Here is a 16,147-nt window from a genome sequence, read left to right on the forward strand (position 1 = left end):
CCCTGCGGCGTACCGCGTCCGCCCGGGGGTCCCGGCTCGGCGGGACGCTGCCGCGGGCCCGGCATACGCTGGTTCGGGGGGCCGAGAGCCGGGCGGCGACGCATGGCCGGAAGGGACGCCCTGATGGACGAGTACCCGCTGATCGAGAACCACGGCCTGATAGGCGACCTGCAGACCGCGGCGCTGGTGACCTCCGACGGGGTGGTCGACTGGTTCTGCTGCCCGCGCTTCGATGCGCCCAGCGTGTTCGGAGCCCTGCTGGACAAGGGCAAGGGCGGCCACTGCACGGTCCGCCCGGCCCACACGACGTACGCGACCAAGCAGTTGTACCTGCCCGACACCGCGGTCCTGGTGACCCGCTTCATGACCGAGGCCGGCGCCGGCGAGGTGGTCGACTTCATGCCGCTGACCGGCACCACGGTCACCAGCCGGCACCGGCTGGTCCGCATGGTCCGCTGCGTACGCGGCAGCATGACCTTCGACGTCGACATCGCCCCCCGGTTCGACTACGGGCGCAAGCCGCACGACCTGAACCTCACACAGAACGGCGCGGTGTTCACCGCGGACGACACGACCCTGACCGTGCACACCATCCGGGAACCCGACGACGAGCGGCTGGGCCGCCTCCTCACGGCGGGCGACCGCGACGTCCATCTCACCTTGAACCTGCAGGCGGGACAGCAGCGCGGGCTCATCCTGGAATCCGCCGCCGACGGGCCGCCCCGGCAGATCCGCCTCACCGAGTACGAGGAACTCTTCCACGCCACCATCGGCTTCTGGCGGAACTGGCTGAACACCTCCCGCTACACCGGCCGCTGGCGCGAGGCGGTGGAACGCTCCGCCGTCACCTTGAAGCTGATGACCTACGCCCCCACCGGCGCCGTCATCGCCGCCCCCACCACCGGCCTGCCCGAGCAGCTCGGCGGCGAACGCAACTGGGACTACCGCTACACGTGGATCCGCGACGCCTCGTTCTCCGTGTACGCCCTGCTCGGCATGGGGTTCACGGAGGAGGCGAAGGCGTTCATCGGATGGCTCGGTGACCGGATCGCCGAACGGGCGGGCGGCGAGGGCGACACCGGGCCGCTGAACATCATGTACGCGGTCGACGGCTCCTCCGACCTGAAGGAGGAGACCCTGGACCACTGGGAGGGCTACGAGCGCTCGGCGCCGGTCCGGATCGGGAACGGAGCGGCCACCCAGCTGCAGATGGACATCTACGGCGAGGCGCTGGACAGCATCTCCTTCGCGCAGAGGCACGGCATCCACCTCGGCTACCGGGGATGGACCGGCCTGATCCGCGTGCTGGAATGGCTGGCGGACCACTGGGACACGGCCGACGAGGGCCTGTGGGAGACCCGTGGCGGGGCCCAGGACTTCACCTACGGGCGCGTCATGTCCTGGGTGGCGTTCGACCGCGCCCTGAGACTCGCCGACTTCAGCGGCCGCCCCGCCCCGGCACAGCACTGGAGCGCCACCCGGGACCGGATCTTCGAACAGGTCATGGCGAAGGGGTGGAGCGACGAGCGCGGCGCGTTCGTCCAGCACTACGGCAGCGGGGTCCTGGACTCCTCGCTGCTGCGCATGCCGACCGTCGGCTTCCTCACCCCCCAGGACCCGATGTGGGCCTCCACCCTCGACGCGATGGAGCAGGAACTGGTCAGCGACAGCCTGGTGTACCGCTACAACCCGGAGGCGTCGCCGGACGGCCTGCGCGGCTCCGAGGGCACCTTCTCCCTGTGCACCTTCATGTACGTCGACGCACTCGCCCGGGCCGGACGGATCGACCAGGCCCGGCTCGTCCTGGAGAAGATGCTGGGCTACGCCAACCACCTGGGCCTGTACTCCGAGGAGATCGACCTGACCGGACGCCAACTGGGCAACTTCCCGCAGGCGTTCACCCACCTCGCCCTCATCGACGCGGCCATCACCCTGGACGCGGCCCTGAACCGGGGCTCCGCGCCCTAGGCAGCGGAAACCCGCGCGTCAGGCCTCGCGTTCCGGGCCGCCCCGGCGCAGGTCGGCGTCGGAGAGGGGCTCCAGCGCACCGCGGGTGTCGAGCCGGTACAGGAAGGCCACGGCAGGGAAGACCAGCACCGCGGCCACGACGGTCACGACGAGCAGCCAGTGCAGGGTGCTGGGCGCCCCCGCCGCCTCGGCCACCGTCAGCCGGCCGGGGACGAGGTACGGGCGCTGCGCCACCCCCCACGCGAGCACCGCCGAGGCCATCAGGACGACGGCCGCCGGCCGGGACCACGCCCCGGACGTGCGCAGCAGCAGCCACGCCGTGACGAGCGTGGCCACGACGGACAGGATCAGGAGGACGAGCCCGGCGCCATGGGTCAGGCCGTGCCACAGGTGGGGCGCGTCCTCGTGGGCGACGGTCAGGGTGACCGCCCCCAGCACGGCGAAGACGGCCAGGGCGGCCAGCGCCCGGCGCCGGAAGTAGGCGTGCAGGTCGGGGGCCTCGTAACGGACGGCGTCCGCGGCCAGGAACACCGCCCCGAGCAGCGCCGTGCCGACGACCGCCAGCAGGCCGAAGAAGACGGAGGTCGGGTTGAACCAGGCGTGTGCCGTCGGCTCGGTGCCCGGTCCCACGCGCCCCGAGGCGATCCCGCCCGCCGCGGCACCCAGGAAGAACGGGGTGAGGAGCGAGGAGACCGCGAAGACGGCCCCGTAGACGCGTCGTCCGGCGAGCCTGCGGGTCGGCTTGCGCAGCGCGAAGCCGGCGCCGCGCAGCACGATGCCGACGGCTGCGAGGGCCAGCGGCAGCCACATCGCGGAGAACACGGTCTGGAAGAACACCGGGAACCCGGTCCACATGATGACCAGGACGAAGATCAGCCAGACGTTGTTGACCTCCCAGACCGGGGCCATGGCGTGGTCGATGAGCCACCGGGGGCGCTTGCCGCGTTCCGCGCCGCCCGCCGTCAGGTCCCAGAAGCCCGCCCCGTAGTCGGTGCCGCCCGCGCAGGTGTAGGCGGCCACCGCGAGGAGCAGGACGGCGGCGACCACCCCGGCGGCGGTCACGGCCGGCCGTCCTCGGCCGGTGCCGCGCCGGGGCCGTCGCCCGGGGCGGGAGCGTCCCCGGCCGCAACGGCGGAACGGGGGCCGTAGGGGGTGTCGGTCTCCGGTGTCGCCATCGTGCCCGCCTCGTCGAGGTTCCGTTCGTCGTCCTGGCGCCATCGGGTGCGCATCTTCAGGAGCACGGCCAGGAAGGACCCGAAGATGAGGACGTACACGACGACGACCACCCCGAACATGGTCCACAAGGACCCGGAGCGCGCCCCGGTCACGGCTTCGGCGACCCGCATGTTCTGGTACACGATCCACGGCTGGCGGCCCACCTCGGTGGTGATCCAGCCGCACTCGACGACGACGACGCTCGCCACACCGGCGCAGGCGGCGCTGCGGTAGAACCACGGCGAGGCGGGCAGCCGCCGCTTGCGCCACCAGACGAACGCGTACCAGACGACGAGCAGCAGGAGCACCGAACCGATGCCCACCATGATGTCGAAGGTCCAGTGGATGAGGGTGGCCTGGGCCACGGTGGGCCGGTTCTCCGCCGGTACGTCCGCCAGCCCGTGCACCTCGGTGTCGGGGCTGAAGCCGGCCAGGATGGAGTCGAGTTGCGGGATCTTGATCCCGCCGGTGACGGTCCCGTCGGGGTGGAGACGGCCGAAGAGGTACTCCGGGACGTGCGTGTCGGTGTTCCAGACGATCTCCATCGCCGCGAACTTCACCGGCTGCTTCTGGAACACCGCCCGCGCGATGGCGTCTCCCAGCATGAACTGGACGGGCGTGAACACGGCCGCGACCGTGAACGGAACGGTGAAGCCGAGGCGGTGGTAGCGGTCACGGCGCCCGCGCAGCCAGCCGACGGCGTACACCCCGGCCACCACGAACCCGGCGGTGACCAGCATCGCCACGACGAAATGCCAGTACTGCGGCCCGAACATCGGCGTGAAGATCGCCTTGCGGACGTCCACGTCCACCGGATTGCCCTCGGAGTCGAGGGAGAAGCCCTGCGGGGTGTTCATCCACGAGTTGGCCGCCAGGATGCCGAAGGCGCCCAGCAGGGCCGTCACCGGCAGCGGCAGCCCGAGCAGGAAGTGGGTACGGGCGGGCAGCCTGCGCCACCCGTACAGGTAGATGGCGATGAGGACGGCCTCCAGGAAGAAGGCCCAGGCCTCGACGCCGAAGCCGATCCCGAACACGTCGCCCCACCGGCCCATCAGACCCGGCCACAGCAGACCGAACTCGAAGGACAGGACGGTGCCCGTGACGACGCCGATGGCGAACTGCACCGCCATGACCGCCGACCAGCGGCGCGCCAGCAGCAGCGCGGTCGCGTCGCCGCGACGCAGCCCGTAGCCGTGCATGATCAGGGTGATCAGCGGCAGGGCCACGCCCATGGGCACCAGGATGATGTGCGAGGCGAGGGTGAAGGCCATGAGCGAGCGGGCCGGCAGCATCTGCGGCGGGGCCGCCTCCGCCAGCAGGTGGAGCGTGGTGTGCATGCGTCCCTCCCCGGGGCCGACGAGGAACGAGGTCAGCCGCCGGTGGCGAAGCCCGGGAAGAGGGTCATCCCGCCGTCCACGTAGAGCGTGGCGCCCACGACGTAGTCCATGAGGTCGGAGGCGAGGCCCACGGCCGCGTGGGCGATGTCCGCAGGGTCACCGACCCGGCCGTACGGGATCAGCTTGAGCAGGTCCTGCTCGGCCTGCTCGGTGTCCCAGGCGCTGCGGTTGATGGGCGTCCGGATCGCGCCGGGGGCGATCGCGTTCACGCGGATCTTCCGCGGGGCGAGCTCCTGCGCCAGGGTCTCCATCATCATCTGCACGCCGCCCTTGGAGGAGGCGTAGTTCACGTGCCCGGCCCAGGGGATGATCTGGTGCACCGAGCTCATGCAGATGATCTTTCCTGCGGAGTTGGAGACCTCCGGGACGACCCCGCGCCGCAGGAACTCCTTGGTCGCCTCGCGGGCGCACAGGAACTGGCCCGTCAGGTTGACGTCGATGACCTTCTGCCACTGGGCGAGCGTCATCTCGGTGAAGGCGGAGTCCCGCTGGAGGCCGGCGTTGGCGACGAGGATGTCGATGGTCCCGAACTCCTCGACCATCCGCTGCGTCATGGCCACGACCTGGGCCTCGTCGGACACGTCCGCCTCGTACGCCGCCGCGCGCACCCCGAAGGAGGCGATCTCCTCGACGACCTTCTCGGCCTCCTCCCGCCCGGCCACGTAGTTCACGACCACGTCCGCCCCGGCCCGGCCCATGCCGATCGCCGTGGCCTTGCCGATCCCGGAGTTCGCACCCGTCACCAGTGCCTTCTGGCCCCGGAGCAGGTGCGCGGGGATCACACCCCGGGGTACGCCCTCGGTGGAACTCACGGCGGACTGCCTCCTTCGCACCGCCACCCCGCGCCGTCGGGACGACGGCGCCCCTGGCGGGTCCGGCGTCACCCAATCACCGTATCCGGGGCGCGGCGGCCCGCCGCGATCCGTGTTGCGCCACCCGGTGCAGGATCTTCGCCCGGTCGGCGGTGTCCCCGCCGCGGGTCAGCCCATCCGTTCCAGGAGGTGGTCGCCGACCCGCAGGGCGTTCGCGATGGCCGTCAGCGACGGGTTGACCGCGCCGATGCTCGGGAAGAAGCTCGTGTCGACCACGTACAGGTTGTCCAGCTCGTGCGCCTTGCAGTTGAGGTCCAGCGCCGACGACGCGGGATCGGTGCCGAAGCGTACGGTGCCGGCCTGGTGCGCGGTGGCCCCGATGGGCATGCCCTTGTGCAGGTAGAGGCTGTGGTCCAGCAGGTGGTGCTCGTGCATGCCGAGACGGCCCAGCATGCCCTGGAGCTTGTGCCGCAGCCGCTTCAGCCCGGCCGTGTTGTGGGACTCGTCGAGCGCGAGGTGGATACGGCCGTCGCCGTCCAGGGTGACGCGGTTGTCGGGCAGCGGCAGGTCCTCCCCGCACAGCCAGAAGTCCACGGCGTGGTGGGCCATGACCTCGAAGGGCATGTCCGGGGACACCGCCCCGGCCCAGCGCGGGGCCTCGCCGTGGATCTGCTCGGCGTCCGACTTGCCGAGCATCTGGATCCCGCCGAGGGGGTACTCCCAGTCGTCCGCGCCCAGGTACCAGTCGTGCAGGGCGAGGGTCTTCTGGAACTGCGTGTCGTTCGGCTCCCGTGAGACGGCCATCAGCGCCAGGTTGTTGTGGCGCATGTAGAACCGCCCGACCACGTCCGAACCGTTCGCGAGGCCCCGCGGATGCCGGTCGTTCGCCGAAGCGAGCAGCAGCGCCGCCGAGTTGACCGCGCCACAGGCCACGACCACGAGGTCGGCGGAGAAACGGGCCTCCTCGCCGCCGTCGATCCGGGCGACGACCGAGCTGACCGTGCGTCCCGTCGGATCGGTCTCCAGCCGCAGCACATGGGCGTGGGTGACCAGCTCGACTCCCGGGTGCCGCAGCGCGGGCTCCACACAGATCACCTGGGCGTCGGACTTGCCGCGCACCAGGCACGGGAAGCCGTCGACCCGGTTGCAGCGGATGCAGACGCTGGACGGGGTCGCCCGGCCGGTCGCGTCCTGGTCCAGGTCGACCCCGATGGGCAGGTGGAAGGGGTGCAGGCCCTGCTTCTCCAGGTCGTCGCTCAACTGCTGGATCCGCGGCTCGTGTTCCACCGGCGGGTGAGCGTACTGGGCACTCGCCGGACCCTCCGTGGGGTCCTCTCCGTGCCGGCCGTGCACCCGGTAGAGGTGCTCCGCCTGGGTGTAGTACGGCTCCAGGTCCTCGTAACGGACCGGCCAGGCGGGCGAGATCCCGTCGTGGTGCCGCAGCTCCCCGAAGTCCTCCGGGCGCAGCCGGAACAGGGCCGCGCCGTAGAACTTGGTGTTGCCGCCCACGTAGTAGTTGACCTCGGGCGGGAACTCACGGCCGTGCCGGTCGAACCAGAACTCGGGCGCGCGGTACTTCCCCTTGACGAACACCGCCGTGGAATCCCAGTTGTCGCGTTCGCGGGGCAGGTAGCCACCGCGTTCGAGGATCAGCACCCGCTTGCCGGACGGGGCGAGGCGGTGGGCGAGCGTGCCGCCGCCCGCGCCCGTTCCGATGACGATGACGTCGTAGTGCGGAGCGTCGTTCAACCGGATCACCGTCCTCGGCTCGCGGCGGCGCCGCCCCGGCGGACCGGTCGCGGCAGGATCCCCCTTCGAACGTATACGCCCCCCGCCGGTGCGGCACCCGGGGGCCGTGAGGTGCCCCTCACAGGACGGCGATCGGGTTCACCGGCGAACCGGTGGCTCCCGGCAGCCGCAGCGGTGCCACCGTGCACAGGAACCGCCGGCGCCCGAGCCCGGCGCAGGCGTCGGCCAGTTCCTCCAGGTCCAGGTAGTCCATCAGGTGCATGCCGAGGGCGTGCAGGGCCAGGACGTGCACGGGGAAGGAGACGCCGGGAACCGGGCTCGGAGCCGTGTCGTTGTTGCCGTCCGAGCCGAGGAGGGCGACCTGCCGCTCGGCCAGCAGCCGCATGCACGCCGGATGCAGGCCCGCCCGCGCGTGCGCCGCGTTCCACGCCCCGGCCTCCTGGCGCCGGCGCCGGTGGCCGACCCGTACGAGCAGCAGGTCACCCGGCCCGAACCGGACGCCCTGGGCCTCCTCGGCCGCCGTGAGGTCCTCCGGGGTCACGAAGTCCCCGGGCTCCAGCCAGGGGACCCCGCGCAGGCGCGGGACGTCCAGCAGGACCCCGGGGCCGACGATGCCGTCGCGCACCAGGTCGAGGGTGATCCCGTGGGCGCCGCCCGCGGCCAGCCGGCTCTCCGGGACACCGCCGTGGAGCTCGCCGTCGAACACGACGTGACACAGGGCGTCGAGATGGCTGTGGGCGTCCCCGTGCACGTTCATGGCGAACCGGTCCAGGGCGAAGTGCACGCCCGGGGTTCCGGTTTCCGGCGCGGTCGGGGCCGTCAGACGGTAGACCGCGGGCTGCGGATCGTCCGGCCCCGGCTGCGTCTCGATGGGGGCGGCCAGCGACACGGTGCGCCCGAGGCGCACCTCGGCCGCGGCCGCGGCCACCCGCTCCGGGGTCAGGTGGGCGAGGATGCCGCGCCGGTGCCCGGCGCCGGCGGACGCCCGGCGGCACAGCTCGGCGTGCAGGGACCGGAAGGCCGCCTCCGCCATGAAAGGCGAAGCCGTCCGGTCGGGCGTCGGGTCGTCGTCCGTCACGCGGGTCCTCCCGGTCTGCCGAAGGCCCCGCCTCCACTGTCCGCCGCCGCGGCGCCCCGTGCATCCCGGCAGTCTCAGGGGCGGTGTCCGGCGACCGACCGGTGCGCGACGGGGAAGTCGAAGTAGGTGTCCGGGAACAGCTCCGGCTTGTGCGTGAAGTGCCACCACTCCTCGGGCAGGTTGACGAATCCCTCCGCCGCCAGCGCCGACCTCAGCAGGTCCCGGTTGGCGCGCTGTGTCCCCTGGACGCGCGGGTCGTCGGTGTGCGACAGCGTGTCGAAGCAGTCGAAACCCGTTCCCATGTCGACCGAGTTGTCCGGGTACCGCTCTGCCTGGGGCGCATGGCAGGGCACCGACTCCTGCCCCGGCCGCGGGCGGGGCGCCGGCAGCGCGGGCAGCCGTACCAGCGTCACGTCCGTCGTGCTGCCCCGGCTGTGCCCCGATTTCTTCGCGATGTATCCGTCCTCGAACAGCCGGGACTTGTCGACGCGCGGGTAGAACTCCGCCTTCCGCCGCTCGTCGCCGAGGTCCTCGGCCCACCGTACGAAGTGGTCGACGGCCCGCTGCGGCCGGTAGCAGTCGTACACCTTGAGCGAGTACCCCTGGCGCAGCAGGCGCACCTGGGCCCGGTGCAGGGCCTGCGCGGCCGGGCGCGTCAGGATGCAGACGGGCTGCCGGTAGCCGTCGACCGGATCGCCGACGAAGTTGTGCGGACGCACGTACCGCATCTCCTGCAGGATCGTGGGGTCGACCGAGCTCAGCGCCACGAACGCGCGCGGGGCCTTCTCCCCGGGCGGCGGCGCGCTCGCCCCGGCGGTGGCCGCCCCGGCCGTCGTGAGCACGGTGGCGGCGGCCGCCACGGCCACGGCGAGACGTGCCCTCATCGGCGGTAAGGACGTGGAACTTCCCATCGGACCCTCCATCGGCGGTGCTGCGGCGACGTGATCGCCCCCATGCTGCCCGACGCCGGGTCCGTCCGGTCCCGGTCCGGCCGAACTGCGCCGGCCGTGGTGCGGACCTACGCTGATCAGGTGACCGGCTGCGCCCGCGGAGCGGTGATGCCCGCCGCGGCCCGGGAGCCGCCCGAGAGAGGTGACGTGCCATGTCCGGACCCCGGGCGGCGATGGCCCGCTGCACGACCGCCGGAGCCGCCTGCCTGCTGGTGTTCGCGGGCGCGGGCGCGGCGGAAGCCGATGACAACGGCATGGCCGACAAGAGTGCCCAGGCCATCGCCCAGGCCTCGCGCGAGGCCATGACCGGGCTCACCTCCATGCGCATGGTGGGCAAGGTGACCGACGCCTCGGGCACCACCGGCCTCGATCTCCGGTTCGACGAGCAGGGCGACTGCGTCGGTACCGTCACGCCGCCCGGCGACGCGGGCAAGGCGGACATCGTCAAACGCGGCGACGACGTCTGGATGAAGCTGGACGACGACCTGCTCAGATCCCAGGTACCGGGTCCCGCGGCCGAGGACGCGATCGCGCTCGTCGACGGCCGATACCTGCACGGCACCACGGACAGCCCCATGCTGAGCGATTTCGCCCAGGTCTGCGACCTGGGCTTCTTCAAGAAGGAGTTTTCGTCGAAGTCGCCGGGCGAACAGCTGACCAAGGGTTCCGAGACCACGGTCGACGGACAGCCGGCCATCACGGTCACCAGCCGGAGTGCCACCGGGACGGGCGTCTACCAGGTTTCCACCGAGGACGAACCGTACCTCCTGAAGGTCGAGGGCAGCGAGAAGTCCGGCAAGCGGGTGGTGGCCTCCTTCTCCGACTTCGACGAGCCCGTCACGGCCGAGCCCCCGGCGGCCGCGGACTCGGTCGACCTGTCCGAACTCCGGTAGCGGAGCCCCCGGATCCCCGGGGAGCCCCGGGGTCGCGGTGCCCGCGGTGCACGCCCGTCAACGCAGCTGGCGGCGGACCAGGCCGTGGAAGACACCGTTCGTGTCGGCGAGGAGCTCGGCGGGCGGGCCCTGCTGGACGATCCGGCCGTCCGACATGACGATCACCCGGTCGGCGTCCATGACCGTGGAGAGCCGGTGGGCGATCACCAGACGGGTGGCCCGCAGGGCGCCGGTGGATGCCGTGACCACCCGCTGGGCCTCGTTGTCCAGGGCGCTGGTGGCCTCGTCGAGGAACAGGACGCGCGGCTTGCGGATGAGGGCCTGGGCGATCATCAGCCGCTGGCGCTGTCCGCCCGAGACGGTCCCGCCGCCGTCGGACAGGATGGTGTGCATGCCCATCGGCATGGCCTCGATGTCCGCGGCCAGGCCCGCCATCGCGGCGGCCTCCCACGCCTCCTCCAGCGCGTACGTCCCGGTGCCGCGGATGCAGTCCAGGATCGAACCGGTGAGGGGCTGGGCGTTCTGCAGCACGACGCCGCACTGGCGGCGGACGGCCGCCCGGTCGAGCGCCGCCAGGTCCTGGCCGTCGTAGAGCACGTTGCCCGAGACGGGCCCGTCGAAGCCGATGAGCAGCCGCAGCAGAGTCGACTTGCCGCAGCCACTGGCCCCGACGACCGCGACGAACTCGCCCGCGGCGATCTTGAGGCTGACGTCGTCGAGGACGAGCGGGCCGTCGTCCGTGTAGCGGTAGGACAGGTTCCGGGCCTCGATGGCACCGGTCAGCCGTCCCGGTCGGGTACTGGAGCGGTCCACCTCGGGGATCTCCCGCAGGAGCGGCCGGATCTGCTCGAACATCGGCAGGACCGCGGCGGCCGAGACGAGCGCACCGGTCATCTGTGTGACCGACGACAGCAGCATCGTCAGCGCGGTGCTGAAGGTGAGGAACTCGCTGGCGGACATGGCGCCGCGTGCCGGACCGGCCAGCAGCACGAACATCACCAGCGTGCACAGCGGCAGACAGACGGCGCCGAGGACCGTGCTGACGTTCTGCGTCCGGCCGATCCGCTGCTGGAGGTCGCGGGTACGGGCGAACTCCCTCGCCCAGGCGGCGTACGCGAAGCTCTCGGCCGCGGCGACGCGGAGCTTGGGCAGACCGCGCAGGGTCTGGAAGGCCTGGTTGCCGAGCCGGTGGCCGAGCGTGTTCAGCCTGCGCTCGTACCGCAGCTGCCACAGCCCCAGGCCCAGGAAGACCGCCGCGACGACGACCAGCATGCCCAGTGCCGCCATCGCCAGCGGCACGCTGTGGACGAGCAGCAGGACGAAACTCACCCCGCCGACCGCGCCTGCCTGTACGCAGACCGGACCGATACCGGACAGCACGCGGCGCATCGCGCTGACGCCCATCGCCGCGCCGGCCAGCTCGCCGGTGGAGCGGCCGGCGAAGAACGTGGTCGGCAGCCGCAGCAGCCGGTCCCACACGGCCGGCTGCAGGGTGGCCTCGACACGGCCCTCCATGCGCAGCAGCGAGGTGTTCTGCAGCAGCATGAAAACGGCTGCGACCACGGCCGTCGCGACCAGCGCCAGCCCGGTTTGCACGATCAGACCGCTCTCGCCCTGCGGGACGTACCGGCCGAGGACCTGGCCGGTGGCGACCGGCACCAGTGCCCCCAGCACGACCGCGACGAGCCCGCCCAGCAGCAGGTTGCGCAGCTCGGGGAGGGTGCCGCGCATGCTGAAGCGGAGCAGCGCGGGCAGGCCCACCCGTCCCTCGGGCAGGGGGCGGTACAGCATGACGGCGCGGGGTTCGAAGGCGGCCCCGCCGGCCTTGCCGACGCGCTCGCGCCGGCCGGTGGCGGGGTCGACCGCCTCGTAGCCGCCGCGCCGCCACAGCAGGGCGACCGGCGAGCCGTCCTTCTCACGCCGGCCCACCAGCGGTCCGCAGTTCTCCCGCCACCAGCTCCCGCGGAGAGCGACCGTGCGGGTGCGGATCCGGGAGGCGAGCGCGATGCGTTCGACGGGGTCCAGCTGTTCCGGGCTGCTGTCCGTCCCGCCCGGCGGGGACAAGGCGATCCCGGCGGCGCCGGCGACGATGCGGCACGCCGCGAAGGTCGCGTCGACGTCCGCACCCCGGTGGCGCTCCCGGTCGCCGGCGCGGACGATGGACGCCAGCAGCGTCCGGTCGGCCTGCGTACGGGCCGCCCGGCCCGCCTCCAGCCCGGCGGCCGTCCGGTCCTCGTGGGCCCGCTCCAGCTGTTCGATCCAGCCGTCCAGGGCGTACAGCAGCCGGTACTGCTGGTCGACCATGCCCTGCCACATCGCCGCGTCGACGAGGAGGGTGCCGACCGCCTCCGCCTCGTACACGGCGCCGTAGCGCACGCTGCCGGGGGTGACGTGCATCCACAGGATGTCGTCGTCGGCTCCCTGGTGCCCGGTGCGGGCGGTGCCGTCCAGCGGTGCCTCGCAGAGCACGCGCAGACCGCGGCCGATGCCGCGCGCGAAGGCGTCCTCCAGCGGGCTCGGTCCTTCCGCGGCGGCGGCGTACGGGCCTTCACCGGCGTACTGCTGGTGCTGCGGGTACTGCGGAAACGGGGCGTACTCCGAGCGGTACAGCTCGCGCAGTCCGATACGGCGCAGCAGGCACCCGGGCAGGGGCCGGCCGACCAGCGTGTGGCCGGGGCCCTCGGCGGGCCCGAGCAGCAGCGTGCCCGGCTCCAGCCGGCCCAGGAAGTGCCAGTGCCCACCCTGCGCGGCGTCCACCGCGAACAGGTCCAGCCCGCCCCGGACGACCAGCCACAGGACGAGCGGGCCTTCCAGGGACAGGCTGCGCATGCCCGTGCAGTCCACCGGGGAGCCCAGCGCGCCCAGGGCCGCGACGACCGGATCCGGAGCCCCGGCCGGCATACCCCCGGCGGCAGGGGTGGCGGTGGCATGGTCCGCGTACGTCACCTCAGTGCTCCTTGACCAGTGCGGCATACGGACCCTGCGCGGCGACCAGATGTTCGTGCCGGCCGCGTTCCACGACGGTGCCCCGGTCGAGCACGACGATCTCGTCGCTGTCGCGCACCGTGCTCAGCCGGTGGGCGATGACCACACAGGCGCAGCCGCGGCGGCGCAGGTTGTCGATGATGATCTGTTCCGTCTCCGCGTCCAGGGCGCTCGTCACCTCGTCGAGCACCATGACGCTGGGACGGCGCACCAGAGCCCGCGCGATCTCCAGACGCTGGCGCTGGCCGCCGGAGAAGTTGCTGCCGTCCTGCTCGACGCGGCTGTGGACACCACCGGGGCGGCGGGCCACCACGTCGTACACGGCGGCGTCCTGGAGGGCGGCGACGACGGCCTCGTCCGAGAGGGAGGGGTCCCACAGCGTGACGTTGTCGCGGACGGTCCCCTCGAAGAGGAAGACGTCCTGGTCGACGAAGGAGACGGAAGCGGCCAGCGCCCCGCGCGGGATGTCCTCCAGCCGCATCCCGTCGATGCGGATGGCCCCGGCCCAGGGGGCGTGGAGGCCGGAGACCAGCCGGGAGACCGTGGATTTGCCGCTGCCCGAGCCACCGACGAGCGCGACCTGCTGCCCGGGTCCGACCGTCAGCGAGAAGTCCCTGAGCAGGGGGGCGTCCAGCGGGTTGTAGCCGAACGTGATGCCGTCCAGCTCCACGTGCCCCTTCAGACGCCGGGTGGAGGCCGCGGGCTCGCGCCGTGAGTAGACCCGGTCGACCGGGAAGTTCTCGACGTCGCCCAGGCGGGCTACGTCGGCCGCGAAGTCCTGGATCCTGCCCGCGACACCGCCCAGCCGGGAGATCGGGGTGGTGAAGCTGGTCACCAGGGCCTGGAACGCGACGAGCAGGCCCACGGTGAGATGGCCCTCCACCGCCCGCAGGCCGCCGATCGTCAGGATCAGCGCGCTGTTGAACGCCGCCAGCGTGGGCGCGACGATCCCCAGCCACGCGCTGGGCACGCCGAGCCGCTGCTGCACGTCGAGGGTGACGGCGTGCTGTCCGGCCCAGCGGCGGAAGAAGCCGTTCTCGCCGCCCGTCGCCTTCATCGTCTCGATGAGCTGCAGACCGCTGTACGAGGTGTTGGTCAGGCGGGCGCTCTCGGCGCGCAGCTTCCGGGTGCCGGTGGCCCTCAGCCGGATCGCGATCCGCAGGGCGACCACGTTCAGGAGTGCCACGGCCACGCCGACGAGGGTGAGCTGCGGATCGTACGTCCACAGCAGCACCGCGTAGAGCACCACCACCACGGCGTCCACCGCCGCGGCGGACAGGTCCCGCGCGAGGGTCTCGGCGACCGAGTCGTTGGACTGCAGGCGCTGGACCAGGTCGGCCGGGCTGCGCTGGGAGTAGAAGGTGACGGGAAGCCTGAGCAGGTGGCGGAAGAAGCGGGCACTGCTCAGGGTCGAGGAGATGATGCGCCCGCGCAGCAGATTGGCCTGGAGCAGCGCGGTGAGCGTCGCGGTGAGGACGAGGGCGACGGCCATCGCGGCGAACAGCACGCCGAGCAGGGACGTCTGCCGGCCGATCAGGAACATGTCGATGTACGTGCGGCTCAAGGCCGGCACCGTCGCGCCGACGGCGACCAGGAGGAGGCTGGCGGCCACGGCGGCGGCCATGGTGCCCGAGGTACCCCGCATGCGGCCCGGCACGGTCCCGAGGACGCCCGGCCGGTGACCGCCGCGGCGGAAGCCGTCACCCGGCTCGAAGGTGAGGACGACCCCGGTGAAGCTGGTGTCGAACTCGTCCATGGGGACGAACCGGCGTCCCTTGGCCGGGTCGTTGACGTACACGCCCGTGCGGCCGAGCCGCCGGGCCGTGCCCTCGTAGACGACGTAGTGGTTGAACTCCCAGAAGAGGACGGCCGGGACGCGGACTTCGGCGAGCGCGGCCAGGTCCATCTGCATGCCCCTGGCCGTCAGCCCGTACCCGCGGGCGGCCTTGAGGAGGCTGCTGGCGCGGGAGCCGTCGCGGGAGACACCGCACGCTACGCGCAGTTCTTCGAGCGGGACGAAGCGGCCGTGGTGGCCGAGCACCATGGCCAGTGCGGCGGCGCCGCACTCCACGGCCTCCATCTGCAGCACGGTGGGGGTGCGGACGGGGCGGGGCGTCCTGCCCGTCGGTACGGGCGCGGGTGCGGACCCGCGGCGGGAGCGGCCCTGCGGCCCGGGGCGGTGGCGCCGGCGCCCGGCGGGCGTCAGGTGCGGGGCGGTCACGGCAGCAGCCAGTCGACCGGCCGCTGCGCGGCGAGGTGGACCGCACCGGTGACCGGAGTCCTGGAATCGACGGCGTACGGGGGCCCGTCCGCGGAGGACCAGCGGTAGCCGGACGGGGTGGCGGAGGAACGCTCCAGACGTACGACCACGGCCACCGGGCTGCCGTGGCGGGAGAACTGTTCGGCGAGACCGCTGTCGGCGAGGAAGCCGCCGATCTGGGCCCGCGTCAGCGGTGCGCGGCCGACCGAGGCGACGCGGCCGCGCAGCATGCCGAACCGCTGCTGCGGGACGGACTGGACGCTCAGGTCGACCGGGGTGCCCACGGCGATCTCCGAGCCGCTTGCGCCCGGCACGTACAACACCGCGACCATCGGGTCCTTCGGATCCGCCGCACGTTCCACGGTGGCCACGTCCGCACCCGTGGCGATGACCGAACCCACCTTGGCCACCAGGGTCGTGAGCGTGCCGCCGGTCACCACGCGCACGGGCCGCTCGCCCTGCTCCGTACGGACGTTGAGCAGGGGCGCACCGGCGGCCAGCAGCTGGCCCTCCTCGGCGAGGACCGCGGTCACCTGGCCCGCGACCGGCGTCTGCAGCACGTAACTGCCCTCCGGCCGGGTGAGGACGCCCGGTGCGCTCAGCTTGGACGACACGGTGCCCGTGAAGGCCCAGTAGGCCGCGGCCGCCATGACGGCGACCGTGACCGCGAGGACCAGCCGACCCTGCGGGCGGGCGAAGCGGACGGGCAGGTCCAATTCCTCGGGCGATTGCAGCTTGGAAAGAGCCTTTTGGCGAAACTGCACGGACTGTTCCTTCGGCTGCATTCGTATCGTGGGGCTGACGGCGGGACGGCCGTTAACCCCGGAGCCGTGGGGGACG

At 72.4% G+C, this 16,147-nt stretch carries 11 protein-coding genes; 2 read left to right on the plus strand and 9 right to left on the minus strand.

Going from position 1 to position 16,147, the window contains the following annotated elements; genetic code table 11:
• Window positions 1-123: 123 nt before the first annotated feature.
• On the plus strand, window positions 124-1,968 hold the full coding sequence (locus tag DEJ51_RS31525) for a glycoside hydrolase family 15 protein (protein ID WP_150262267.1): 1,845 nt from the start codon (window positions 124-126) through the stop codon (window positions 1,966-1,968).
• An 18-nt stretch (window positions 1,969-1,986) separates the two neighbouring features.
• On the opposite strand, the gene DEJ51_RS31530 is transcribed toward DEJ51_RS31525, so the two are convergent.
• The 6 genes from DEJ51_RS31530 to DEJ51_RS31555 form a co-directional block, all read right to left on the minus strand.
• Window positions 1,987-3,030: a cytochrome d ubiquinol oxidase subunit II gene (locus DEJ51_RS31530; RefSeq protein WP_150261031.1), complete on the minus strand. Its 1,044-nt coding sequence runs from the start codon at window positions 3,028-3,030 to the stop codon at window positions 1,987-1,989.
• Complete coding sequence (locus tag DEJ51_RS31535) at window positions 3,027-4,520, minus strand: cytochrome ubiquinol oxidase subunit I (RefSeq protein WP_150261032.1); 1,494 nt, start codon at window positions 4,518-4,520, stop codon at window positions 3,027-3,029. The genes DEJ51_RS31530 and DEJ51_RS31535 overlap by 4 nt, the downstream gene beginning before the upstream one ends.
• Window positions 4,521-4,552: 32 nt before the next feature.
• Window positions 4,553-5,347 carry an SDR family oxidoreductase gene (locus tag DEJ51_RS31540; protein WP_150262268.1) on the minus strand — a complete coding sequence of 265 codons (795 nt, stop codon included), beginning with the start codon at window positions 5,345-5,347 and terminating at the stop codon, window positions 4,553-4,555.
• Window positions 5,348-5,560: 213 nt separating this feature from the next.
• Window positions 5,561-7,141: a GMC oxidoreductase gene (locus tag DEJ51_RS31545; protein WP_150261033.1), complete on the minus strand. Its 1,581-nt coding sequence runs from the start codon at window positions 7,139-7,141 to the stop codon at window positions 5,561-5,563.
• A gap of 118 nt (window positions 7,142-7,259) precedes the next feature.
• A complete protein-coding gene (locus DEJ51_RS31550; RefSeq protein WP_150262269.1) occupies window positions 7,260-8,174 on the minus strand; it encodes a cyclase family protein in 915 nt (304 codons plus the stop codon).
• A gap of 119 nt (window positions 8,175-8,293) precedes the next feature.
• Window positions 8,294-9,103, minus strand: a complete 810-nt coding sequence (locus DEJ51_RS31555) for a M15 family metallopeptidase (protein WP_150261034.1) — start codon at window positions 9,101-9,103, stop codon at window positions 8,294-8,296.
• Window positions 9,104-9,321: 218 nt separating this feature from the next.
• Here DEJ51_RS31555 and DEJ51_RS31560 point away from each other — a divergent pair, with 218 nt between their 5' ends.
• Window positions 9,322-10,062: a hypothetical protein gene (locus tag DEJ51_RS31560; RefSeq protein WP_150261035.1), complete on the plus strand. Its 741-nt coding sequence runs from the start codon at window positions 9,322-9,324 to the stop codon at window positions 10,060-10,062.
• 57 nt (window positions 10,063-10,119) lie between these two features.
• Here the strand turns inward: DEJ51_RS31560 and DEJ51_RS31565 are convergent, their stop codons facing one another.
• From DEJ51_RS31565 to DEJ51_RS31575, 3 genes are read right to left on the minus strand one after another with little or no spacing between them, the layout of a single operon-like run.
• A complete protein-coding gene (locus DEJ51_RS31565) occupies window positions 10,120-12,963 on the minus strand; it encodes an NHLP bacteriocin export ABC transporter permease/ATPase subunit (RefSeq protein ID WP_150262270.1) in 2,844 nt (947 codons plus the stop codon).
• A 46-nt stretch (window positions 12,964-13,009) separates the two neighbouring features.
• Window positions 13,010-15,268, minus strand: a complete 2,259-nt coding sequence (locus DEJ51_RS31570; RefSeq protein ID WP_150261036.1) for an NHLP family bacteriocin export ABC transporter peptidase/permease/ATPase subunit — start codon at window positions 15,266-15,268, stop codon at window positions 13,010-13,012.
• Window positions 15,265-16,071, minus strand: coding sequence for an HlyD family efflux transporter periplasmic adaptor subunit (locus DEJ51_RS31575; protein WP_150261037.1), 807 nt, complete (start codon window positions 16,069-16,071; stop codon window positions 15,265-15,267). The genes DEJ51_RS31570 and DEJ51_RS31575 overlap by 4 nt, the downstream gene beginning before the upstream one ends.
• Between the last annotated feature and the right edge of the window lie 76 nt (window positions 16,072-16,147).

It is taken from the genome of Streptomyces venezuelae (assembly GCF_008642275.1).
Taxonomy (GTDB): domain Bacteria; phylum Actinomycetota; class Actinomycetes; order Streptomycetales; family Streptomycetaceae; genus Streptomyces; species Streptomyces venezuelae_E.